Source organism: Halomonas sp. DP5Y7-2 (assembly GCF_019802025.1).
Lineage (GTDB): Bacteria > Pseudomonadota > Gammaproteobacteria > Pseudomonadales > Halomonadaceae > Halomonas > Halomonas litopenaei_A.
The window spans coordinates 1-22,683 of sequence record NZ_JAHVHY010000006.1 but is presented as its reverse complement, the minus strand read 5'-3'; the positions used below and the strand labels follow the sequence as shown (position 1 = coordinate 22,683).

The 22,683-nt window shown below is 62.0% G+C and carries 20 protein-coding genes; 13 read left to right on the top strand and 7 right to left on the bottom strand.

The annotated features are described in order from the left end of the window. Positions 1-40 precede the first annotated feature (40 nt). Both KUW18_RS12290 and KUW18_RS12285 read right to left on the bottom strand, forming a co-directional pair. On the bottom strand, positions 41-601 hold the full coding sequence (locus KUW18_RS12290) for a tripartite tricarboxylate transporter TctB family protein (protein WP_222561539.1): 561 nt from the start codon (positions 599-601) through the stop codon (positions 41-43). A gap of 60 nt (positions 602-661) precedes the next feature. Further along, on the bottom strand, positions 662-1,633 hold the full coding sequence (locus KUW18_RS12285) for a tripartite tricarboxylate transporter substrate binding protein (protein ID WP_222561538.1): 972 nt from the start codon (positions 1,631-1,633) through the stop codon (positions 662-664). A 339-nt stretch (positions 1,634-1,972) separates the two neighbouring features. On the opposite strand from KUW18_RS12285, the gene KUW18_RS12280 reads away from it, so the two are divergent. Then, complete coding sequence (locus KUW18_RS12280) at positions 1,973-3,748, top strand: IlvD/Edd family dehydratase (RefSeq protein WP_222485646.1); 1,776 nt, start codon at positions 1,973-1,975, stop codon at positions 3,746-3,748. A 104-nt stretch (positions 3,749-3,852) separates the two neighbouring features. Next, entirely contained in the window at positions 3,853-4,545 is a 693-nt protein-coding gene (locus tag KUW18_RS12275) for a GntR family transcriptional regulator (protein ID WP_206936897.1), read from the top strand. Between the two features lie 52 nt (positions 4,546-4,597). Here KUW18_RS12275 and KUW18_RS12270 read toward each other — a convergent pair whose 3' ends face one another. After that, complete coding sequence (locus KUW18_RS12270) at positions 4,598-5,275, bottom strand: GntR family transcriptional regulator (RefSeq protein ID WP_206936895.1); 678 nt, start codon at positions 5,273-5,275, stop codon at positions 4,598-4,600. A gap of 377 nt (positions 5,276-5,652) precedes the next feature. Between KUW18_RS12270 and KUW18_RS12265 the strand changes: the two genes are divergently transcribed. The 8 genes from KUW18_RS12265 (at position 5,653) to KUW18_RS12230 (ending at position 14,246) form a co-directional block, all read left to right on the top strand. Beyond that, complete coding sequence (locus KUW18_RS12265; RefSeq protein ID WP_222561537.1) at positions 5,653-7,155, top strand: Na+/H+ antiporter NhaC family protein; 1,503 nt, start codon at positions 5,653-5,655, stop codon at positions 7,153-7,155. Positions 7,156-7,498: 343 nt separating this feature from the next. Continuing rightward, on the top strand, positions 7,499-9,061 hold the full coding sequence (locus tag KUW18_RS12260) for a gamma-glutamyltransferase family protein (RefSeq protein WP_261317443.1): 1,563 nt from the start codon (positions 7,499-7,501) through the stop codon (positions 9,059-9,061). 3 nt (positions 9,062-9,064) lie between these two features. Further along, the gene (locus tag KUW18_RS12255; RefSeq protein WP_206936890.1) at positions 9,065-9,634 is read left to right on the top strand and encodes a chromate transporter; all 570 of its coding nucleotides are present in this window, start codon (positions 9,065-9,067) and stop codon (positions 9,632-9,634) included. Next, positions 9,631-10,161, top strand: coding sequence for a chromate transporter (locus KUW18_RS12250; RefSeq protein ID WP_222162924.1), 531 nt, complete (start codon positions 9,631-9,633; stop codon positions 10,159-10,161). The genes KUW18_RS12255 and KUW18_RS12250 overlap by 4 nt, the downstream gene beginning before the upstream one ends. Before the next feature lie 100 nt (positions 10,162-10,261). After that, positions 10,262-11,233: a Bug family tripartite tricarboxylate transporter substrate binding protein gene (locus KUW18_RS12245; protein WP_206936886.1), complete on the top strand. Its 972-nt coding sequence runs from the start codon at positions 10,262-10,264 to the stop codon at positions 11,231-11,233. Then, positions 11,230-11,793 carry a tripartite tricarboxylate transporter TctB family protein gene (locus KUW18_RS12240; protein ID WP_222561536.1) on the top strand — a complete coding sequence of 188 codons (564 nt, stop codon included), beginning with the start codon at positions 11,230-11,232 and terminating at the stop codon, positions 11,791-11,793. The genes KUW18_RS12245 and KUW18_RS12240 overlap by 4 nt, the downstream gene beginning before the upstream one ends. A gap of 30 nt (positions 11,794-11,823) precedes the next feature. After that, positions 11,824-13,323 carry a tripartite tricarboxylate transporter permease gene (locus tag KUW18_RS12235; protein ID WP_222561535.1) on the top strand — a complete coding sequence of 500 codons (1,500 nt, stop codon included), beginning with the start codon at positions 11,824-11,826 and terminating at the stop codon, positions 13,321-13,323. Positions 13,324-13,439: 116 nt separating this feature from the next. Continuing rightward, positions 13,440-14,246: a transporter substrate-binding domain-containing protein gene (locus KUW18_RS12230; protein WP_222561534.1), complete on the top strand. Its 807-nt coding sequence runs from the start codon at positions 13,440-13,442 to the stop codon at positions 14,244-14,246. Between the two features lie 136 nt (positions 14,247-14,382). Here KUW18_RS12230 and KUW18_RS12225 read toward each other — a convergent pair whose 3' ends face one another. Beyond that, positions 14,383-15,252, bottom strand: coding sequence for an oxidoreductase (locus KUW18_RS12225; RefSeq protein ID WP_222561533.1), 870 nt, complete (start codon positions 15,250-15,252; stop codon positions 14,383-14,385). 417 nt (positions 15,253-15,669) lie between these two features. On the opposite strand from KUW18_RS12225, the gene KUW18_RS12220 reads away from it, so the two are divergent. Together KUW18_RS12220 and cysK are read left to right on the top strand one after the other, a co-directional pair. Further along, positions 15,670-16,608, top strand: a complete 939-nt coding sequence (locus tag KUW18_RS12220) for an alpha/beta fold hydrolase (RefSeq protein ID WP_222561532.1) — start codon at positions 15,670-15,672, stop codon at positions 16,606-16,608. 261 nt (positions 16,609-16,869) lie between these two features. Continuing rightward, positions 16,870-17,841, top strand: coding sequence for a cysteine synthase A (cysK, locus tag KUW18_RS12215; RefSeq protein WP_206936878.1), 972 nt, complete (start codon positions 16,870-16,872; stop codon positions 17,839-17,841). Positions 17,842-17,954: 113 nt separating this feature from the next. Here the strand turns inward: cysK and KUW18_RS12210 are convergent, their stop codons facing one another. Together KUW18_RS12210 and KUW18_RS12205 are read right to left on the bottom strand one after the other, a co-directional pair. After that, a complete protein-coding gene (locus tag KUW18_RS12210; protein ID WP_222561531.1) occupies positions 17,955-18,806 on the bottom strand; it encodes an SDR family oxidoreductase in 852 nt (283 codons plus the stop codon). Positions 18,807-19,098: 292 nt separating this feature from the next. Further along, complete coding sequence (locus tag KUW18_RS12205; protein WP_222561530.1) at positions 19,099-19,539, bottom strand: hemerythrin domain-containing protein; 441 nt, start codon at positions 19,537-19,539, stop codon at positions 19,099-19,101. Between the two features lie 843 nt (positions 19,540-20,382). On the opposite strand from KUW18_RS12205, the gene KUW18_RS12200 reads away from it, so the two are divergent. Then, positions 20,383-21,126, top strand: coding sequence for a hypothetical protein (locus tag KUW18_RS12200; protein WP_222486598.1), 744 nt, complete (start codon positions 20,383-20,385; stop codon positions 21,124-21,126). Here KUW18_RS12200 and KUW18_RS12195 read toward each other — a convergent pair. After that, the gene (locus KUW18_RS12195) at positions 21,119-21,607 is read right to left on the bottom strand and encodes a DUF2938 domain-containing protein (protein ID WP_222561529.1); all 489 of its coding nucleotides are present in this window, start codon (positions 21,605-21,607) and stop codon (positions 21,119-21,121) included. The genes KUW18_RS12200 and KUW18_RS12195 overlap by 8 nt on opposite strands. Between the last annotated feature and the right edge of the window lie 1,076 nt (positions 21,608-22,683).

Here is a 22,683-nt window from a genome sequence, read left to right as displayed (position 1 = left end):
CTCCGGCGAAGCGGATCACATTGGCAGGACACTATCCGGCTCATGACAGCGACGGCAGCAGCGGCACGGGCAGGCCCAGAAAGCCGATGAACACCAGGCACACCACCGTGATCAGCGCCGCGATACCGATCAGACTGAAGCGCAGCGATACGTGGCGGACCAGGACCAGCGCCAGGCCCATGAAGGCCGCCGTCGCGATCACGTAGCCCAGATAGTTGATGGCCTGGACGTAAACGACAGCCAGCGCGAACACCATCAGCGCCTTGACCGGCTTGGCGGGCGGTGTCTGGGTCTGAGCAAGGCCCGCGGAATCGATAGCGTCGGCGGTATCAGCTTCACCTGGTACGGCGGCGGGGTCATGGGCCTTCACATCTCGCAACTGACTGCCTTCTCGCGTCGGTCGATGACTGGCCTCGGCGGTCCTTGCCCTCCTGGCTCCGAGCACTTCCTGAGCAATCATCGCCAGGGCGAAGCCTGCCACCACCACTGCATAGATCAGCGGCATTCTTGCCGCAGCGCTGGGATATCCCAGCGAGGTGATGCCAAACAGCGCGGCAACACCGAGCGCCAGCAGGCCAAACAGCAGACGGCTAAGTTTCATCTTGTCTTCTCCCGATGATGTCGAGGGGGGAGAGGCGCTCGACCTCTCCCACCCCTGCCATCAACCGTTGACGTCATCCTTGACGCTGGCCCAGATCTGCTCGAACTGACCTTCCATCTCCTCAATCATCCGCTGGTAGTCGTCACCGGTCTGGATATCCAGGTTCATGGCGCGCTCCTCGGCGACCTTCTTGAACTCGTCGTTGGTCTTGAGCGCCTCGAAGGCATCGATCAGCTGCTGGCGTGCCTCGTCAGGAATACCGGCGGGCGCGCTGTAGCCTCGCGACGACCCGGCCACCACCTCGATGCCCTTCTCGCTCAGGGTGGGCACGTCCGGCAGCATCGACAGACGTTCACGAGAGAACACGGCCAGCGGACGCAGGCTGCCAGACTGGATATGCCCGTAGACGTTGCCAAGATTGTTGAAACTGGCGTCGATCTGCCCGCCCATGGCCGCCGTGGCCGATGGACCATCGCCCTGGAAGGGCACCTTCTGGAAGCTCAGCCCGGTGGCCTGCTCGATCAGGATGGTCGAGAAAAAGTCGTCTCCACCAACGCCGGAATTGCCGACCGTGATGGCGCCGGGACTCTGCTCAGCGGCGGCGAGAAAGTCCTCGACGCTCTGGTAGGGGCTGTCGGCCGGCACCACGATGATGCCGGGGTCGGTCACGACGTTGGCGATGGGCGTCAGCTCATCAATCGAATAGGTGATGCTGTCGTTCATGATGTAGTTGGTCATCAGCATTGGCGTATTGGTGATACTGATGGTCGTGCCGTCGGCCTCGGTCTGCTTGGCCAGACGCGTCCAGGCGATGGCCCCGGTCGCCCCCGGCAGATACTCGTTGACGAAGTCGACCCCGAGCTGCTCGCGCAGGAAAGGCTGCGTCAACTGGGCCAGGGCATCGCTCCCCCCGCCCGCCTTGAAGCCCTGAAGCACCTTGATCTCGTCGCCGGCGGAATAGTCCGCCATGGCGGCGCCAGGCAAGAGCAGGGTCGAGAGGAGAATGGCGGCGTATGCTCCACGCTTGTTCATGGCTGCACCTCACGTGCTGTTGTCATTGTGTTGCGCTTGTAGTTGCGCTTGTTGTTGCGTGCGGTTCGATGTCGAGCTTTGGTCACGCCCTGGGGCGCTGGGTGTTATCGGGTCCGGCACCGAGCACATCGTGATTGCCAACATCAACGTAGTAGGTTGCCAATAAAATTGTCAATAATCTTGTTAACCATCTTTTCTCGTCCTAATCTTGCTGCAACGAGAGGCGGGAAGGACCAGTGACACCCTTCCCTGTCACCTCCCTTCGGGAGCGATAACAACGCCAAGGTAAACGCACGCTATCGCTCACCCGTCAGCACCCAGAACTGTGAGGACCCCACCATGAGCCAGGACTCCGACAACAACCACAAGAGTGCCACCCTGGGCATGTCCAACCGCTTGACCAATTATGGCGATGCCGACTTCTCGCTCTTCCTGCGCAAGGCCTTCATCAAGGGCATGGGCTACACCGACGACGCGCTGTCCCGGCCGGTTATCGGCATCGCCAATACCTACAGCGGCTACAACGCCTGCCACGGCAACGTCCCTGGGCTGGTCGAGAGCGTCAAGCGCGGGGTCATGCTGGCCGGAGGACTGCCCGTGGAGTTCCCCACCATTACCCTGCACGAGTCCTTTGCCCATCCCACCAGCATGTACTTGCGCAACCTGATGGCACTGGATACCGAGGAAATGATCCGCGCCCAACCGATGGACGCTGTCGTACTGATCGGTGGTTGTGACAAGACCGTGCCGGCCCAGCTGATGGCCGCCGCCAGCGCCGACATTCCCACCGTCCAGCTGGTGACAGGCCCGATGCTGTCCGGCTCCCATCGTGGCACTCGTGTCGGCGCCTGCACCGATTGCCGGCGTTACTGGGCGGCCTACCGTGGACAGGACATCGATGATGCGGAAATCAGCGAGGTGAACGACAAGCTGGTGCCGACGGTGGGGACCTGCTCGGTGATGGGGACCGCCAGCACCATGGCGTGTCTGGCCGAGACCATGGGCATGATGCTGCCCAATAGTGCGACCGCTCCGGCGGTCTACGCTGACCGTCAGCGAATCGCGGAACAGTCGGGGGCCGAGGCCGTGCGGCTCGCCAAGGAAGGCATCACGCCATCGCAGATTCTCACCCCCGAGGCCTTCGAGAATGCCCTGCGGGTGCTGCTGTCACTGGGTGGTTCGACCAATGCCCTGATTCACCTGACGGCCATTGCCGGACGACTGGGCATCGACATCGATCTAGAGGCCTTCGATCAGATGAGCGCGCAGACCCCTGTGCTGGTAGACCTGAAGCCCTCTGGCGAGGGCTACATGGAAGACCTTCACCGGGCGGGTGGCTTGCCCACCTTGCTGCGTGAGCTGGGGCCGCTGCTGCACCTGGACGCACCGACCATCAACGGTCGTACGCTAGGCGAAAACATCGAGGCGGCCGTGCACCTGATCGATCAGCCGGTGGTCCGCCCTCGCTCGCGCCCCATCTATGCCCAGGGCGGCATCGCCGTCTTGCGCGGCAACCTCGCGCCCAGCGGCGCCATCATCAAGCAGTCTGCGGCGTCTGCCAGCCTGATGCAGCATCGCGGACGAGCGGTAGTGTTTCACTCGCTGGAAGACCTGGCCCAACGCATTGATGACCCTGAGCTCGACGTCAATCCGGACGACGTGCTGGTGCTGGCCAACATTGGCCCCAAGGGAGCGCCGGGAATGCCGGAGGCGGGCTATATACCGATTCCGAAAAAGCTTGCCGCCCAAGGGGTCAAGGACATGGTACGGATCTCCGACGGGCGCATGAGCGGCACCGCCGCCGGCACCATTGTCCTGCATGTGTCGCCGGAGGCTGCCGAGGGAGGCCCCCTTGGGCTGGTGCGCGATGGCGATATCATCACCCTCGACGTGGCCGCCAACCGGCTGTCGCTCGAGGTCGATGAGCAGACCCTGGAAAGCCGTCGTCGGCAGCACAGTCCAGCCGCTGCGGACACGGGCGCTTTGCTCGGCTATCGTCGGCTGTTCATGGAGCAGATCCTGCAGGCTGACCAGGGCTGTGATTTTGCCGTATGTCGCCCTGAACTCCACTGTCGCGTGCCGCGCCGCAGTGCCCAGACGCCTGACCAGCGGTGACAATGCCAGACCAGCGGTGAAGGCGCTCGCCGCTATTGGTAGACTAGACGAGCATCGTCCTCGCGCCGATGCTCGACCGCCACCACCATCGCAGGGGACGCGAGATGAGCCGATCTAGTGTGCAGGATGCTGACGACCTCGAGACTCGGCCAAGTGCCGCCAGTGTGGCTGAGGAGATAGTCGGCAGTGTAGAAGAAGACATTGTTCTGGGGCGCCTGCACCCGAAAGAACGTCTGGTGGAAGAGGATCTGATTGAACGCTTCGACTGCAAGCGGCATGTCGTGCGTCAGGCGCTGTTCCAGCTCGAGGATATCGGACTGGTCGAGCGCATCCGCAATCGCGGCGCCTTCGTCAAGGCCTATACGCCGGAGGAAGTGGAACACCTCTACGCCATGCGCGAGATTCTTGAGCTGGCCGGCGTCGACGCCCTGCCCTTGCCGGCTCCGAGCTCATGGCTTGACGAGCTCAGCGAACTGCACCAGCGCTACAGCGCTGCGGTGGACGCGCAGGACCTGCGCCGTGTCTTTCACCTCAACATCGCCTTTCATCGGGCCCTGTTTGCGGCGACCGGCAATCCCTACCTGGCTGACACGATCAATGAATTCGCCCAGAAAGCACACGGCATTCGCTTTATCGCGATCGCCGATAGTGACAGTCTCTCCAGGGCACGGCATGAGCACCAAGCGATGATCGACGCCATCCGCCATCAAGATCGCGACGCCCTTCGCGAGCTGTGTCGCCAGCACCTGCTCCCGTCGAAAAATCGCTACCTTCAGCTGCATCCAACCCGCCGCTGACACTGGACCACTGGCCGTATTTAGGCGCTACCAGGGCGCTGCCTGGGCAATATCAGCGGGCAGCGCAGGCGCCCTTGGCCACTTCCCAGGACTGACGGATGTGGTCCTCCAGCAGATGCCGGGCATCATGAATGCGGCGCTCCAGCGCCAGCGTCACCAATTCACCGTGCTGGGCGTCCAGGCGCTCGCGAATCTCAGGATTGCCCGGGGCCAGACGGCGATAGCGGTCGAACTGATCGTGCAGTTGTTCGATGAAGCGAAGCAGCCAATGAGAGCCACAGGGCGCCAGCAAGGTGCGATGAAATCGCTGGTGGGCCTGCTCCCACTGTTCCACCTCGCCCTGAACCTTGTTGGCACGCGTCAGCCGGTGACTGGCGGCGAGCAGCTGTGACTCCCACTCCGCATCCCCTTCTTGAAACGCCTGGGTCAGTGCCATGCATTCCAGCTGCACCCGCAGCCTGGCGATGTCTTCAAGCTCATCCGCTGACAGCGGCGGCACGCGAAAACCCCGCTGATTGTGCTGTTCCAACAAACCGTAGGCGGCAAGCCGATTCAGTGCCTCCCGCAGGGGGCTCAAGCCCACCTCATAGCGGTCCTTCAGGGCGCTGATGGCGAGTTTCTCCCCGGCGGCAAAGCGACCGCGAATCAAATCCACCTTGAGGGCATGGAATACCTGGCTGGCTGCGGTCTCGCCGCTGGTGGCCGCCTCGGCCGGTTGGGACGTGGTCATGACAGGACTCGTGAAGGACAGAGATGCAGGGTACGTCGGCAATTGACGTTCGCCAAGCGCCGGGGCATAGTTTTTGCCGAAATATCGATTTTACCATAATATGACGATATTTCTTACATCAATTGCGACATCAACCAAGAAACATCAGAGATCGACCGCACGTCAGCCAGCCTTCGGCCACGCTTCAGTCGCCATCGTCCAGGCCGGACCAGACCTGGAGCCTTCGCGAACCTTCAGCAGGGACGGTCACCAGGCGGTCTGCGTGAAGAGAGCTGTCGTAAAGAGCGGCCATAAGGGCTATCTGAACGGCTATCTGAACAGCTCTCTAAACGTCGATCTCGACAACACAACCATAACAACTTGCCTTGGAGCGCCCTATGTCCCAACACTCCTCTTCAGCGGCTGAACGTGCCCCCTCCACGGGAGGCCCTTCCCACCCCGAAGACGTCCAGGAACCAGCGGTCTCCCTTTCTGGCCGTCGCCACGCGCTGCTGCTGGTAGCCGCCATCGGCAGCCTGCTGGTCGGCATCATGGGCCTCGGCATTCCCACGGCGGTGGCATTGATCGTCGCCGGCGCCATCGCCATGACCCTGTGTCTGGTGTGGGGTATCGCCTGGTCACGCCTCGAAGCCGACCTGCTCAAGGGGATCCAGGCGATGCTGGTGCCTATCCTGATCCTGATGAGTGTCGGCATGATGGTGGGGGTCTGGATGCTGTCCGGCACCATCCCGGCCATGGTGACATTAGGCCTGGAGTCACTGACGCCGGGTTTGTTCCTGGTGGTGGCGTGTCTCTCGTGCTCCTTGATGTCGGTCATGGCCGGTACTTCCTGGGGCACCCTCAGCACCATCGGTGTGGCCTTGATGGGCGTCGCGCTGGGACTGGGTATTCCGCCCGCCTACGCCGCAGGAGCCATCGTCACCGGCACCTTCTTCGGCGACAAGCTGTCGCCCCTGTCGGACACCACCGTCATGGCCTCGGCGGTGTGCGAGGTCAACATCATCAGTCACATTCGCCACATGCTCTATTCGACCCTACCGGCGTACCTGATCGCCCTGGTCGTCTATGCATGGCTCGGCAATGGTGTCGCCGAAGCCGGTGCGGCGATGACGACGGACGGCATGTCGGACCAGACCCAAGCCATCATCGACACCCTGGCCGCTACCTTCAGCGACAATCTACTCACACTGCTTCCGCCGCTGGTCGTGTTCGGCTGCATCCTGGCCAAGAAGCCGGTGCTGCCCGCCTTCATGCTGGGTATCGTCAGCGCTGCGCTGATCGCCGTGGTGTTGCAAGGCGCGAGCCTCGCCGAGATCGGTAGCGCCATGAACGCAGGCTTTGTTGCCGATACTGGCGTGGCGATGGTGGACAAGATGCTCTCCCGTGGGGGACTGCAGGGCATGATGTCCACCGTGGCGGTGCTGATTGCGGCGGCGGTGCTGGGAGCACCGTTCAAGAGCGCCGGCACCCTGGACGCCGCCATTGCCTGGTTGGCCCGCCGCCACGCCGCGCGCCGCCAGGTATTGGGAGGATCGATGGCACTGCACAGCCTGGCCTTTCTGCTGACCGGCAGCTACTACGTGACATTCTCTCTGCTCGGCCCGCTGCTACGTCCCTTGGTCGCCAGCAGCGGCAGCCCTACCAAGAACCTGTCACGCATCCTCGAGGATACCGGTACCACGCTGTCGCCGCTGGTGCCCTGGGGTGTCACCGGGGCCTTTACCGCCGCCACCCTGGGCGTCGCCACGGCGGACTTCTTTGTCTACGCCATCCTCTGCTACGGCGCTATCGCCTTTTCCCTGCTGTATGTCCTGACCGGCTGGACCCTGGGCCACGACAGTGAAGAGCTCCCGCAACAGCAACCCGCTACCCTGCGCTGACAAGCGATAGCCCTGACGCCATAGCCCTGTTGCCATAGCCCTGTCGCCACCGCCCCTGCTGTCTTGCCCAGGGGCGGTGGTTGGAGAGAGCCCGCACGGCACTGACATCAGTCGCCTGCCCAGGGATTGACGCTCGCTGCAGCGCACGGCATAGTCAAACCACAAAATCGATTTTTAAACACAATACCGATTACCACCTTTTCTTTCGACGAGAGACGCCATGTCTTCCCAGCGCGATATCCCTGGCACTGCTTCCGCAACCGCTTGCGGTCACCTGTCCACGCCCTATCCCGATGCCACGCCCTTCCCGTCTCGACGCAGCCCTACGTATTCTCGCCACGGCATGGTGGCCACTTCGCAGCCCCAGGCGGCCCAGGTGGGACGCGACGTGCTGGCCCGCGGCGGCAATGCAGTCGATGCCGCTATCGCCACGGCAGCGGCACTGACGGTCGTCGAGCCGACCGGTTGCGGCATCGGCGGCGACGCCTTTGCCCTGGTCTGGATCGCCAGCGATGACAACGGCAACGGCGAGCTGCACGGACTCAACGCCAGCGGTGTTGCCCCCCAGGCGCTGACGCGGGAGATGCTGGTCGAGGCGGGGCATGACAAGGTGCCGCTATACGGCTGGACCCCTGTCACGGTCCCCGGTACGCCGTCCGCCTGGGCGGAACTGTCGCGCCGCTTCGGCAAGCTGGACTTCGCAAGCCTGCTGGCACCCGCCATTCGCCTGGCCCGGGAAGGGTTCCCGGTCTCGCCCGTTATCGCCAGCCTGTGGCAGCGCGACACGGCCACCTTCAAGCGCCACCTCGAAGGTGAGGCCACCCAGGGCTGGTTCGATACCTTCACCTTCGACGGGCGTGCCCCGCAGGCGGGTGAATGGTTTACCAACCCCGGTCAGGCCGACACCCTGGAGGCGATCGCTGCATCCCATGGGGAGAGCTTCTATCGCGGTGAGCTGGCTGAGGCCATCGACGCATTTTCACGCCGTACCGGTGGCTATCTGCGCAAGGAAGACCTGGCGAGCTATCAGCCCGAATGGGTCACCCCCATTTCTGCCCGCTATCGTGACGTGGATGTGTGGGAGATACCGCCCAATGGGCAGGGTCTTGTGGCCTTGATGGCACTGCGCCTGCTCGACGGTTTTGCACCGTCCCATCGCGACGATCCTGAACTGCTGCATCGCCAGCTCGAGGCCATGAAACTGGCCTACACCGACGGCAAGACGCACATCAGCGAGCCCGAGGCGATGACCTACTCGGTCGAGGAGCTGCTGTCCGACCACTACACCGACGCGCGCCGCGCGCTGATCGGCGACTCGGCCATCGACCCCGAGCCTGGTGACCCAAAGGCCGGCGGCACCGTCTACCTGGCCACGGCCGACGCCGATGGCAACATGGTGTCGTTCATTCAGAGCAACTATCACGGCTTCGGCTCGGGGGTCGTGGTCCCGGGTACCGGTATCTCCTTGCAGAACCGCGGCCATGATTTCAGCCTGGACGAGCATCATGACAACGTCCTCAAGCCCGGCAAGAAGACGTTCCATACCATTATTCCCGGCTTTCTCACCCGTCATGGCAAGGCGCTGGGGCCGTTCGGCGTCATGGGCGGCTTCATGCAGCCCCAGGGCCACGTGCAGGTCGTGATGAATCTGGTCGACTTCGGGCTCAATCCCCAGGCAGCACTGGATGCGCCGCGCTGGCAGTGGCTGGGCGAACGCACCATCGGTATCGAACACAGCTATGCTGCGCCGCTGGTTCGCGCCATGGCAGCGCGCGGTCACCGTATGCAGGTCGACACCGACAGCCGCAGCTATGGCCGCGGACAGATGATCCTGCGAGACCCGGACACCGGCATCTATTGCGGCGGTACCGAGCCGCGTACCGACTCCAGCATTGCGGTGCTCTAAGCCATGGGACAACACGCCTCACTGTTCGCCGCGTTCTTTCGCATCGGTATCTTCGGCTTCGGCGGTGGACCGTCGATGATCCCACTGGTCCACCAGGAGGTGGTCAAGCGCCACGCCTGGATGGACGACGACGCCTTCGCCGATGTGCTGGCGATCGGCAATACCCTACCGGGCCCGATTGCCACCAAGATGGCCGGCTATATCGGCTTCCGTGTCGGTGGCGTGCTGGGCGCCATCAACGCGGTGGTTGCCGTCATCGTGCCGGTGATCTTCGCGATGATCGCCCTGCTTGGGCTCTACAGTCGCTACGGCGATCAACGCTGGGTCCAGGGCATGGGCCTCGGGGTGGTACCGGTGGTCATGGTGATGATGGCCCAGCTGACCTTTGACTTCTTCAACAAGTCCCGTGCAGGTCTCGGCGTTATCGCCACCCTGGTGCTTGGCGGGGTCGCCGGCGGGCTGATCTACGGCCTCGGCGTACATCCAGGTCTGGTCATCGGCGCCCTTCTCGTCGCCGCCCTGCTGCGGCCCGAGGCCAGCCGCAAGGCATCTCAGGGAGGGCCCTCTGCATGATCTACTGGCAGCTCTTTCTGGCCTTCTTCATTCCCAACATCGTCGGCTATGGCGGCGGACCGGCCATCATCCCGCTGATCGAGAACGAGGTCGTCGGCCACTACGGCTGGATGACCCATCAGGCCTTTGCCGAGACTCTCGCTCTGGGCAATGCCCTGCCCAGCCCCATCGCGACCAAGATGGCAGGCTACATCGGCTACGACGTGGCCGGCGCCGGCGGTGCCATTGTCGCGGTGCTGGCCACCGTTGGTCCCTCGCTGCTGCTGATGCTGGCCGCCCTGGGCACCCTGTATCGCTACCGAGATTCGATCAAGGTCAAGTCCATGAGCCAATGGGTCCGACCTGTTGTCATGGTGCTCATGGCCTATCTGACGGTGAGTTTCCTGCGCGAAGGAATGGCGACGTCAGGCCTGCTGCACACGGCCATCATCGCCGCAGTGGCCGCCTTCCTGCTACTTCGGACCAAGGTACATCCGGCCCTAGTGGTGTGTTTCGGCCTCGCCTACGGGGCCTTGCTGCTGGGGTGATCCGCTCACGCCGACGACAGACGTGAACACCACGACACATAACAACCGACGCTTCATTCACAACAATCATCAACAACGATCACTTGCTCAGGACATCAACATGACCACTGTACATCGCCGTTGCGCTACCTCCCTCGCCCTTGCCGTGGCAGCTGCTTCCATGGCCATCGTCCCCCAGGCCATGGCCCAGGAGGCGTTTCCAGAAGACCCCGTCGAGTTCATCGTGCCCTGGTCCCCTGGCGGCGGTAGCGACACCCTGATGCGGCTGGTGGCGAACCACGCGGAAACCTACCTTGGCCAGCCCCTGCCGGTCATCAATATGCCCGGCGTCAGCGGGACTACCGGTCTCAAGGAACTCTCACGGCGCGATGCGGACGGCTACACCATCGGGCAGGTGCACGAGGGCCTGATGGTCGCCAGCCACACCGGCCTCACACCTCTTAACTACGATGACTTCGAGGCGGTAGCCGCCGTCACTCAGTCCCCTCAGTACCTGACCGTGCCCGGCGATGCTCCCTACAGCACCTTTGACGAGTTCGTCGACTACGCCAAGCAGCATCCTGGCGAGGTGCGCTTCGGCGTGACCCTGGGTGGCGTGCCACATATCCACGCCGCAATGATGGAGGAAGCCGAGGACCTGCAGTTTCGCTATGTCGGCTTCGAAGGCACCGGCCCTCGCATTCGCGCGCTGGTAGGCGGTCATATTGATGCCGCCATCGGGGATATCTCTTCCAGCGGGGAATTCGTCAAGAACGGTGACTTGCGCTTCCTGGCCGTCGGCAGCGAGGAGCGCCAGCCAGAAGCGCCGGACGTGCCCACCTTCGCCGAACTGGGACACCCGGAGCTGAAGCTCAACATCATCCGCGGCATCCTGGCGCCCAAGGGCACACCCGAGGAACGTATCGACGTGCTGGCCGCCGCCTTCGAATCCATGAGCCAGGATGAAGCCTTCGCCCAGGCCGTGCACAACGCTGGCGCCAGCGTGGTTTTTGAAGGCCCCGACGCCTTCGCCGAATACCTCGAGACCAGCGATGCCACCATCGAGCGTCTATCAGGGAAGCTGGCGCGATGAGTGCTTCCCACGACGACACCCTGTCCCCTGCAACCGCTCCATCAGCCGGCTCCCCCCAGGGGGGGCCGGACGCTCAGGGACGTGGCGACCACCTGGCCCACGTGCTTCTGAACCTGGGGTTGGCGGCGCTGTTCACCGGTCTCTATGTGCAGGCCCGTGACCTGCCCTCCTCGATGTGGGAGCCACTGGGGTCCGGCAGTTTCCCGCGTCTGGTGCTGGCGGCGCTAGTCGTTCTCAACCTGGCCATTACCGTCAAGGAAGGCCGCCGCTTCATGGCCCAGCCCGCTGCGGCTCGCGGCCAGGCCGGCACCTGGATATGGCGGCATCGACTGGCCTTTGCCGTGTTAGGACTCTTTGCGGTCTACATCATCACGCTGCCCTGGCTGGGCTTTAGTTTCGCGTCCTTCGGCTTCCTGCTGGCAGGTCAATGGTTGCTGGGTGCCCGCACCGCAAAGCCGGTGGCCATCGCCGTGGTGATCGCGGTGATCTTTTCGCTAGGCGTGGACACTCTGTTCCGTGACGTCTTCGTCATCAGCCTGCCCCGCGGCCTGTTCGGCTAAACCGGCAACGACGTCTCGAGGAAACTTCTCATGATGGATACGCTGCTGTCCGGTATGGATCAGCTTTTTACCGTTTCAACCATGATCGCCATGCTGCTGGGTGTCATCGCCGGTGTGATTGCGTCGGCCATTCCCGGCTTCACCATTACCATGGCCATCGTCCTGACCCTGCCTCTCACCTTCACCATGGAGCCGCTGCAAGGCGTGGCCACCATGCTGGCGGTGTATGTCGGCGGCTACAGCGGCGGTCTGATCTCGGCCGCATTGCTCGGCATTCCCGGCACGCCGTCATCGGTTGCGACCACCTTCGACGCCTTCCCCATGGCGCGCAAGGGCGAGCCGGGTCGTGCCTTGGCGCTGGGTATCTGGGCCTCCTTCTTCGGAGCCCTGGTCAGCGTGGTGGTGTTGATCATCGCCGCCCCGCCGCTGGCGATCATCGCCGTCAAACTGGGTGCCTGGGAATACTTCTCCCTGATCATCTTCGCCATGACGGTGGTCGCCAGCCTGGTCGGCAAGTCCATGCTGAAGGGCCTGATGACTGGGCTTCTGGGGCTGTTGATCGCGACTGTCGGCTCCGATCCGATGATGGGCGTGGCTCGCTTCACCTTTGACTCTGACCTGCTCGCCAACGGCTTTCCCTTCCTGGTGGTGCTGATTGGCATCTTTGCGGTCAGCCAGCTGCTGTCCGAGGTAGAGGACGCAGACGGCATCAAGCACGGTAAGGCGTTGATGCCGGAGAGCGTCAGCTTCAGCCCGCTCAAGGCGTTGAAGGAAACCATCAGCTATCCGATCAACCTGCTGCGCTCTTCGCTGGTCGGCGTCTTCATTGGTGCTGTTCCCGGTGCCGGAGGCAGCATCGCCAACCTGCTCGCCTACGACCAGGCCAAGCGTGCCTCCAAGACACCGGAAGCCTTCGGAACGGGCACCCCCGAGGGGGTCATCGCCTCGGAATCCGGTAACTCCGCCACCTCCGGCGGCGGCCTGATTCCGATGATTGCACTCGGCATCCCCGGCAGTGCCGTGGACGCCGTACTGATGGCCTCGTTGATGGTGCATGGTATCGGCGTCGGCCCCCGGCTGATCATGGACCATGGCGACCTGGTCTACGGCATGTTCATGGCGATGCTGGTGGCCGCCGTGATGGTGCTCGTGGTGTGCCTGTTCAGCATGCGCTGGTTCCTGCGCGTCACCGAGGTACCCAAGTCGATCATTGTTCCGGTTGTGCTGGTGTGCTGCGTGATCGGTGCCTTTGCCCTCAACAACCGCGTCACTGACGTCTACCTGCTGTTGGGCGTCGGCATCTTCGGCTACCTGCTGAGCAAGCTCGACTATCCTCTGGCTCCGCTGGTGCTGGGTGTGATCCTGGGCCCCATCGCCGAGACCAACCTGCGCCGGGCGCTGATGTCCGATGAGAACTGGACGCTGTTCTTCACGCGACCCATCTCACTAGGACTGCTGCTGCTGGCGGCACTGTCCATTGTGCTGGCGATACGCCACCACCGTCGCTCCCGACGCCTGCAGCCGGCCTGACCCCGGCGCGGACGACACCCGACACCCGACAGACCATGGGGGGCGCAAGCAGCCCCCCGTGATCCACATAACGACAACGTCACCAAGACTCCCCCGACGACAACACAAGGTCTTCCATGCGTTCAATCTCCAAGTATTTGCTGTCTCCCCTTGCCCTTACCTGCGCGGTGGTGGCGGCAGCCCCCTCCTTCGCCGATGAGTCCCGCCAGGTACGCATTGCCGTGGATGTGCCCTACCCTCCGTTTGAATATCGCGATGCCAACGGTGAACTCGCCGGCTTCGAAATTGATCTGGGCAACGAGCTTTGCCGCCGAGCTGAACTCGACTGCGAATGGATCGTGCAAGGCTGGGACGGCATCATTCCTGGGCTGCTGGCACGCAAGTACGACGCCATCCTGTCATCCATGCGCATCACCGAGGCCCGCGAGCGCCAGGTGCGCTTCAGTGAGCCCTACGCCATGTCACCCAAGGTCTGGGTGGCTCGCCGAGACGCCGTAGTCGATCCCGAAGACCTGGCAAGCCTCGAGGGCATGACCGTCGGCGTCCAGCGCGGCACCACCCAGGACACCTATATCACCGGTCGCTATCGTGAGGTGCTGGACATCCGGCGCTATGCCACCGCCGATGAGGTGGCCCTGGATATGGAAAGCGGGCGCCTGGATCTCGCCTTCATCAACTACCCGGTGGCCATAGAAGCGCTCTCCATCCAGCAGGAAGACGGCGACTTCACCCAGGTCGGCGAGCGCATCAATTCACCGGAATCGATCTTTGGCAGGGGCAACGCTATCGCCGTACGCCCCCGGGACGAGGCCCTGGCCGCAACCTTCAATGAGGCCCTCGACGAGGTCTATGCCGACGGCACCTTTGAGCGCCTGATGGAGCAGTACTTCGACTACGATCTGCGTCCCGCCAGCCGACTGTAAACCGCTTAGAGTGGCGCCTGACATGACCGTCGGCCCGTAACGAAACGCGCCCTCACCTTGCGGCTGGGGGCGTGTCGCATTCAGGGGTATGCCACCCTCACGTGCCGGTACGCGGCGACGTTAGGCAATCGAGTCCCTAAGATCGACCATCTCGCGTGGAAGCCCCCTGCCGTGCCAACAGTGCGCGAACACAGCGTTCGTAAAGCCAGGTGGGCAGCAACCAGTGCAGTCCCACCAGGATCTTGGCGTGCAGCGGCAACAGGTAACGCCGACGCGGTCGCGCCGCGGTCAACGCATGCAGCACTACCCTTGCTATCTGCTCAGGCTCGCCATCCTGGCGCTGATCAGCCAGCACCCTGGACATGCCACGCTTGATGCGAGCATAGGGTGTTCCAGCGGTATCCTCCTCCAGGGATGCACGTGCGATGTCTGCCCACTCGCTACGTATCATTCCGGGCTGGACCAGGCTCACCTTGATCCCGAAGGGTCGCAGCTCGACCCTCAACGCATCGCTCAGGGCCTCGAGCGCAAACTTGGTGGCGTGATACCAGCCGCCCACGGGCATCCATAGTCGTCCCGCCATGGAACCGATATTGACGATGCGACCACGGCCATGCTGGCGCATGCTGGGCAGCAACGCCTGGGTCAAGGCCATCAGCCCGAAGACATTGACCTCGAACTGACGCCGAGCTTCCTCGATGGGGACTTCTTCCAGCACCCCATAGCTGCCATAGCCGGCATTATTGACAAGCCCCTCGAGCACCACTCCGTCATCACTCAGCGTCTTCACCAGCCTGGCGATACTGTCTCCATCGGCGATATCGAGCGCCATGACGTGGGCGCCTTGCTGCGCCAATGCCTGCATGCGCTCGGTACGCCTGGCAACGGCGTAGACGGTGAAGCCCTCCTCGAGCAGCGCCCGACTGATGGCATCGCCGATGCCGGATGAGGCCCCTGTCACCAGTACGCTGCCTTTTGCGGGCGACGCTTGATATTGCTCGGTCATATGCAAGATTCCTTGATTCGTGATGGCCTGTGCGCCATGCCTGTCACGGTTGTGGTCACGGACACTTGGCAGAAATCAGCCTGCTTCCATCACGTTATGCTCAAACATGCTTCTGATAGGCAAGGCCCACTCTCAAACGACATACGCTGATCTAGAGTATGAACTGCCTTTTCTTGACGTGGATGGGGGCTGTCTTGGATAGGTCTTGACCTGGACTGTGCCTGACAAGCCGTTCGCTGAGTGCTCTCTGCGCGGACTCCAGACGCCATAAGCCGGGTGCCATCGAACGGCGTCTGTACTGCTGGCAATGGCGGCCCCAGCGATGCCGCCCACGCCCTCAGGACGGGCTGTTCAACGTCACTGCGTCACCACATCCCGCGTCACAAGAAACCACGCCCCTGAAGGAGTCGCCAATTGATGCGCACGATCCCTGCTATCGCTCTTGCTGTTGCCCTCTGCCTGCCCCTGGCAGCAGGTTCCCAGATCGCCGCGGCCGATGAAATGCCCGGACGCCAGTATGCAGATGTGGGCGACTACCGTGTCGCCTATCGAGAGTGGGGGCAGGAAGGTGATCCTGCTGTCATGCTCATCCATGGCATCCCCCTCAACAGCGTGCTGTTTTCCAAGGTCGGTCCGCTGCTGGCAGATCAGGGCTACCATGTGTTCGCGCCGGGCCAGCTCGGTCTCAGCTACACCGACGGACCCATGGACGCCGACCATTCCCTCAAGGGCCAAGCAGAGATCATGACGGCCTTTGCCAATCAGGTGATGCCAGGCCCCTATATTCTGTTCGGCCACGACCTTGGCGGTGGTATCGCTCAAATCATGGTGACCGATCCTGAGCTGAAAGATCACAACGCGGTGCGCAAGATCGTCATCGGCAACTCCGCCGTGCTGGACATGTGGCCGGTCCCTGAGGCCAACGCGGCTATCGCCAAGGCCAAGTCAGATGAGGCGGAAGAGATCTTCAACGAAGAAAACGTGCGGGACATCGTCAGGAATTTCGCATCTGCGGGGCTGTTGAATCCCGACGAGACCCTGACAGACGAGATACTCAACGACCTTTACGGCAACTATGCAGAGAACGCCTCCACCCGGCGCCACTTCATTGAATATTTAAAGGCCATGGACAATCGCCTGACCCTTGAAGCCTCCCCCCAGATGGTGATGTGGAACAAGCCTGCGATGCTGCTGTGGGGGATCCATGATCCCTTCCAGCCCCCCTACGTCTCAGGCGTTGCCCTGGCCCGGATCATGCCTCACGCGACCTGGGAGTACCTGAACGCCAGCCATTTCTATCCGCTGGAACGTCCCCAGGAGGTGGTCGACGCCTTTGTTCGCTGGGACCGTGAGTGAGCGCACGCATCTTACGCACGCACTTAGCGCACGCACTTGGCTCCCGCCACCGACCTCACGCCCGCCCTGCGCGGGCGTGCTCTTTTCCTCGCGCTGATAGCGTTGAAAGGTTAGCGAGTCCTCGCTCTCTCGTGATAGAGGCCATACTGATGCATAGTGAGAACACCTAGACGCCTTATACCTCGACCACCCCAGCCCGCACGCGACAGGCGGTCACCGCTACAGCGCTGGACGGCGGGCCTCAAGCGAAGGAGCCCTGATATGGCACGGATCTATGAAGACAACGCCACGGCCATCGGCAACACCCCTCTGGTACGACTGAATCGGGTCAATGAAGGCGCTACCATCTGGGCCAAGATTGAGGGCCGCAACCCGGCCTACAGCGTCAAGTGCCGAATCGGCGCAGCGATGATCTGGGACGCGGAGGAGCGCGGCGTGCTCAAGCCGGGCATGACCATCATCGAGCCCACCAGCGGCAACACCGGGATTGCCCTGGCCTACGTGGCCGCCGCCAAAGGCTATCCGTTGACGCTGACCATGCCGGCCTCGATGAGTCTGGAGCGCCGCAAGGTGCTGAAGGCCCTGGGCGCAGAGCTGGTGCTGACCGATCCTGCCAGGGGCATGCCGGGCGCCATTGCCAAGGCCGAGGAACTGGCCAAGTCGGATCCCGAGCGTTACTTCCTGCCGCAGCAGTTCTCCAATCCGGCCAACCCGCGTATCCACGAAACCACCACCGGGCCAGAAATCTGGCAGGATACCGATGGCGCCATCGACGTCTTCGTCGCTGGTGTCGGCACTGGAGGCACCCTCACTGGGGTCTCACGCTATATCAAGAACACCCAGGGCAAGGCCATCACCACGGTGGCGGTGGAGCCCAGCGACTCCCCCATCCTGACCCAGACCCGCGACGGCGAGTCCCTCTCTCCTGCCCCCCACAAGATTCAGGGCATCGGAGCTGGCTTTGTCCCGGACAACCTGGACATGAGTCTGGTGGATCGCATCGAAACGGTCACCAATGATGATGCCATGGAGATGGCTCACCGGCTGATGCGTGAAGAGGGCATCCTGTGCGGTATCTCGTGCGGTGCAGCTGTTGCGGCCGCCACTCGTATCGCCAAGCTGCCGGAATTCGCCGGCAAGAACATCGTGGTGATACTGCCGGATAGCGCCGAACGCTACCTTACCTCCGCGCTGTTCACGGAACTGTTCACCGAACAGGAACTGAATCAGTAAGCTCCGTCAGACGGACAACAGGCGAGCCGGCACGGGCCGGCTCGCCTGCCATTTCGATGTTGCCTGGCACCACTGCTGCCGGTGAGACGAGTCGTCAAGCCAGCCATGGCATCTCAGGTATTGAGCACGACGCCACCATTGAGGTGCAGCGTCTGTCCACTCATGTAAGACGACTCTTCACTGGCCAGGTAGACATAGGCGGGCCCCATTTCGCTGGGCTGACCCGCTCGATTCATAGGCACTTGGCTACCAAATTCAGCTACCTTTTCCTCGTCGAAGCTTGCCGGTATCAGCGGAGTCCAGACAGGACCAGGTGCGACGGCGTTAACGCGAATTTCACGGTCCATCAGGGTGGCTGACAGCGAACGGACCAGTGCCTGTACTGCTCCCTTGGTCGCGGTGTAGTCGAGCAACGTGTCGTTGCCCTTGAAAGCATTGATCGACGACGTAGCGATGATCGTGTCGCCGGCATCGAGATGGGGCACCGCCGCCTTGGCCAGATAGAAGTGGCTGTAGACATTGGTGCGGAAGGTCCGCTCCAGCTGCGCCTCATCCACCTCGGTAATGTCGGACCAGTCATACTGTTCGGCGGCATTGTTGACCAGGATATTAAGCCGCCCGAACCGCTCGATGGTGCTGGCCACGGCCTGACGGCAGAAGTCAGCATCGCCGACATCCCCTTTTAGCACCAGACACTCACCGCCTTCCTTCTCGACCATCTGGCGGGTGGTCTCGGCATCCTGGTCTTCTTCCAGATGCACAATGGCGCAGTGTGCGCCCTCACGGGCATAGTGTACCGCCACGGAGCGGCCGATACCGCTGTCGCCGCCGCTGATCAGCGCCACCTTACCGTCAAGCTTGCCGCTACCACGGTAGCTGTCGCGGATTACCTCCGGCTCGGGTTGCATGGCCGACTCGCTGCCGGGCTGACGATGCTGTTGCTGAGGGGGTTGCTGTGTAGACATGAATCCACTCCTTCGGCTCATCGACATGGTGAACGTCATCCCCCGCCGCTCAGGGCATCCCTGGGGGCCGATGGTACGCAACAGGCGTTTGCGGCAGGAACCCATTATCTGCACGCGCTGTAAAGGTTGCGTACCACTTCTGTAGAGAGTGGAGCAGTCAGCGACTGACTTCAAGGGGCAAGCAACGACACACGAGTTTACCACTCGGATCAGCTGCCAATGGGCCTCCATAAAAAAGGCGCCGGAGTCGTCTCCGGCGCCTGTCCTGCCTACGGCTTGGACACCCTCCTTCTCAACTGGCTTCGCGATCCTGCATGTCCTGATGGTACTCCTCGGCCAGATTGGCCTTGGTGGCGTCATCAAACACGCGGCCTGCCAGTTGAAAGACCTCTTGCTCTTCCTCGTCAAGGTGATGGGTGACCAGATGCTGCAGTTTTTTGGCGTTGGCCAGCCAGCCCGGCGAGCTATAGTCCGTGGACTCCAGTGTTTCGATCAATTCATCGATTTCGTGGTGCTCGGCAACGCTGTGGCGCGCCTTCTCCTGGGTCATGTCATGCTCCATCATCGGCATGTACAGCGCCCGTTCTTCCGCGCCGGCGTGGTTCTCGAGCTCCTCCTTGAGTCGCTTGAACAGCTCGTCACGCCCTTCGCTATTACCTTCCGTCTCCACCAGCAGTTCCAGCAGGCGGCGCTGCTTGTCGTGGCTCTCGCGCAGGGCTTCAAAGATGGTCACGGTTCTCTTCCTCCTTGTAGAAGCGGTGCCAGGATCGCGCCGTAAGCGGCGTCTGATTACCGGCAACATCACGGTCCGAACTGTGCGTAGCAAGACGCACTACGTCATGTACCAAACTTATACAAGAATGGACGCACAGATCGAGAACTGCAACCGACAGCCTGCCGAGGCCGAAGTCTACCGAGCTGACGGCAACTGACCAGTAGCATTGATGCCTAAGCGCGGTGGGAACGAAACACAAGCAACGATAGAGCAACACAAGCAACGATAGAGATGGCCCGGTCCAAAGAGCTCAAGGAAAGTGACGTCGGGGTCGGGAACGTCAAGACGGGACATCAGGGCCAGAAACAGCGGCTCAGCCATAGAAAACTGAGGACGCCCGATCTCCCACGGTCCAAAAATACGCCGCAGAATATCCCCCGCTGGCTGGGTCGAAGACTTAAAGGCGCTCAAACAAGCCAACGAAGGCGCCACCGATGAAATTGTGGTGAATCGTGGCCAGGCTGGTACCTGGGGTTCTGTCTTATCGTCGCCGAATGATATCTTGAGCACAGCTGCATCAGTAAGTACACGATGGGCCCGTCTCCTACCGGTCACTCTGGCAAGAACCTTGGCTCCCTTCGGCCTGATCACTCGCAAAGACAGCTTACTGAGCGAGCCGGCTCGCGCCCTGGCGGAACGCTTGCGGCAAGAGGCCGCAACGCTCAAGCATGGGTCCCGCTGACGGTCACCCCTGGCTTGATCACTCACGCTATTGGTGGTTTGCTAATACAACATGCGACAAGGACCTTCCTATTGAGAGCCGTCCTTCGAAGCCTGCTTCTGGCAGGGTGCGTTGTCCTATTGAGTCACCCCAGTCACCCGAGCTACGCGGCGAATGCCGCTCCGGCTGCCGACGATCAGCGTGTCTTGATCGGTATCTCCGGCAGCTCCGATCTTGATATCGGCTTTAGCGCCGCCATTTCCCGCCACCACCAGCAGGGTCCTTCGTCACATCGGATTGAAATGACCACACGACAGGATGCCCTGTTCACCCTGGTGGAGCTGGACACCATGTTGAAAGAGCGCCTGAAAACCGCCTGCCTCCTGGCAGCCTTGGCCGAGGTACGCCGCATCAGCGCCGAGCAGGTCGGGCTACTGGGGCAAGATGGCGATGAGTTCCGCTTTCGCCTGCTGACCATGATATTACCGGTGACGGCAGCGCCCGACGTTGCGCTGGTCACCAGCGAGGACATCGTGGCAGAGCTGGAAGACGGTGAGCGACGGCAGACGCCACGCACCTTGGCGGGATGCCTTGGTCATCTGGGCAATCACGCCGCAGCCTTGGCCGCCAACGGTCATGATGTGATTCTCGCCATTCCTCATCCGCAAGCACTCAGTTGGGCCGCTGCCCATGAGCAAGGGCCAGAGTCCCTAAGAGGCTATGCTCTGGGCATCCTGCTCGGCGAAGCGATAGCCTTGGCAGCGCCGGATCTTACCCGATCGTCACTCACTGCAGCGCTGCAAGGCATGCCCCTTAGCGCCAATACCGTCTACCTGGAGCCACACTTCACCCCTGCATCACTGATCAGAGCGCCGCTCAGATAGCAGTGAAGAGTCGCGCCGCCAGATACATGCCGAGCGCGAACACCACATGACCTACCACATTATTCATGCGTGCTAGACCGGGGTTGGGTGCATTGGAACAAGCCACGCCAACCCCCAGTCCCGGCTGCAGGATGAACCAGCCGGCCCCAACGGTCACCAGCCCCACCAGCAAAGCCGGACCAAACGTCGGCATAGCGGCCCATTCAAGGCCCCAAATCAGCAGAAGTACCAGCGCGAAACTGATTCCTACCACGTAGTGCATGCACCATCCGATGGCCAGCTCCCCTCGGATAGGTGCCGACGACGAGATACCTTGACGATGAACCAGCTGACCTCGCGGCAGGCCGGCGAACCAGCGGCCGATCAGGTGCCAGGGCGGTAGCGGCTGACCCAACGTCCTGTTCAGCAGCAGGTTCCATACATCGAGTAGCGCAGTGCCACCAAGCCCGATCAATACCGCAAGTCCCAAGGTTTCCAGCATGTTCGCCTCCCTGCCGGGGCACTCGTGCCCCTGATGATCCAGTAGAGAAAAGCCACGAGGCCCATCCCTGTTCGCTCTACTATCGAATAGGTCGACACATTTCCACAATGCCCTTTTGGGTGGATCTCCCGTGATCGCTGCGCTAACGACAGGACATAGACGCCCAGCCCCTCATCACAACGAACTTAAGTACAACGGATAGTGCTTAAGCGCGCCCACGTGTAGCAAATGGCTGAACGTATAGAGAGTCCATGGATGCGGCTCTTTAAATAAAGAAAGCCCAACTCCTTTCGGAATTGGGCTTCTTCTAAATAAATGCCTGACGATGACGCCGTGGCTACAGCAACTCTTGCATGGGGGTGAGTCACCCTGGAGCTCCTTACAACGGCTGCAGCGACGCTGCAAAGGGTGGCGAACGCCACGAGCCCGCCCTTGAGAAGAGCCAGGCGCGACCGCGCCGAGGGGGTATTCGGCGTGGCCCCGCAAATAAAGAGCGGGCTGAATGTATCAAGAGCCCATGCATGCGGCTTTTTACACAAAAGAAACCCCGACCATCTCACGATAATCGGGGTTCTTCCGAATAAATGCCTGACGATAACGCCTAGATATCAATGTCTTTACTCGCCTCATCCCTGAGACTCGCCCTTCGTTCCTCAGGGCCCGCCTGCGGCGGTTCTCCCCTGTTCCCTACAGGGGAGTCGCATGGGGGTGAGCCACCCTGGAGCTCTTTGCAAGGGCTGCAGCGAAGCTGCAAGGGGTGGCGAACGTCACGAGCCTGCCCTTGAGAAGAGCCGGGCCGGACCGCGCCGAGGGGGTATTCGGCGTGGCCCCACAAATAAAGAGGGCTGAACGTATCAAGAACCCATGCATGCGGCTTTTTAAATTAAGAAACCCCGACCATCTCTCGATAATCGGGGTTCTTCTGAATAAATGCCTGACGATGACGCTTAGATATCAGCTTAGATATCAATGTCTCTCGCATGGGGGTGAGCCACCCTGGCTTTTGCAGCGAAGCTGCAAGGGGTGGCGAACGCCACGAGCCTGCGAGTGGCCGGACCGCACGCAGTGCGGCCCCA

Bases quoted from the DNA above. Each gene is read 5' to 3' on its own strand.
- KUW18_RS12290 (WP_222561539.1), bottom strand. From the start codon at position 601: ATGAAACTTAGCCGTCTGCTGTTTGGCCTGCTGGCGCTCGGTGTTGCC.
- KUW18_RS12285 (WP_222561538.1), bottom strand. From the start codon at position 1,633: ATGAACAAGCGTGGAGCATACGCCGCCATTCTCCTCTCGACCCTGCTC.
- KUW18_RS12280 (WP_222485646.1), top strand. From the start codon at position 1,973: ATGAGCCAGGACTCCGACAACAACCACAAGAGTGCCACCCTGGGCATG.
- KUW18_RS12275 (WP_206936897.1), top strand. From the start codon at position 3,853: ATGAGCCGATCTAGTGTGCAGGATGCTGACGACCTCGAGACTCGGCCA.
- KUW18_RS12270 (WP_206936895.1), bottom strand. From the start codon at position 5,275: ATGACCACGTCCCAACCGGCCGAGGCGGCCACCAGCGGCGAGACCGCA.
- KUW18_RS12265 (WP_222561537.1), top strand. From the start codon at position 5,653: ATGTCCCAACACTCCTCTTCAGCGGCTGAACGTGCCCCCTCCACGGGA.
- KUW18_RS12260 (WP_261317443.1), top strand. From the start codon at position 7,499: ATGGTGGCCACTTCGCAGCCCCAGGCGGCCCAGGTGGGACGCGACGTG.
- KUW18_RS12255 (WP_206936890.1), top strand. From the start codon at position 9,065: ATGGGACAACACGCCTCACTGTTCGCCGCGTTCTTTCGCATCGGTATC.
- KUW18_RS12250 (WP_222162924.1), top strand. From the start codon at position 9,631: ATGATCTACTGGCAGCTCTTTCTGGCCTTCTTCATTCCCAACATCGTC.
- KUW18_RS12245 (WP_206936886.1), top strand. From the start codon at position 10,262: ATGACCACTGTACATCGCCGTTGCGCTACCTCCCTCGCCCTTGCCGTG.
- KUW18_RS12240 (WP_222561536.1), top strand. From the start codon at position 11,230: ATGAGTGCTTCCCACGACGACACCCTGTCCCCTGCAACCGCTCCATCA.
- KUW18_RS12235 (WP_222561535.1), top strand. From the start codon at position 11,824: ATGATGGATACGCTGCTGTCCGGTATGGATCAGCTTTTTACCGTTTCA.
- KUW18_RS12230 (WP_222561534.1), top strand. From the start codon at position 13,440: ATGCGTTCAATCTCCAAGTATTTGCTGTCTCCCCTTGCCCTTACCTGC.
- KUW18_RS12225 (WP_222561533.1), bottom strand. From the start codon at position 15,252: ATGACCGAGCAATATCAAGCGTCGCCCGCAAAAGGCAGCGTACTGGTG.
- KUW18_RS12220 (WP_222561532.1), top strand. From the start codon at position 15,670: ATGCGCACGATCCCTGCTATCGCTCTTGCTGTTGCCCTCTGCCTGCCC.
- cysK (WP_206936878.1), top strand. From the start codon at position 16,870: ATGGCACGGATCTATGAAGACAACGCCACGGCCATCGGCAACACCCCT.
- KUW18_RS12210 (WP_222561531.1), bottom strand. From the start codon at position 18,806: ATGTCTACACAGCAACCCCCTCAGCAACAGCATCGTCAGCCCGGCAGC.
- KUW18_RS12195 (WP_222561529.1), bottom strand. From the start codon at position 21,607: ATGCTGGAAACCTTGGGACTTGCGGTATTGATCGGGCTTGGTGGCACT.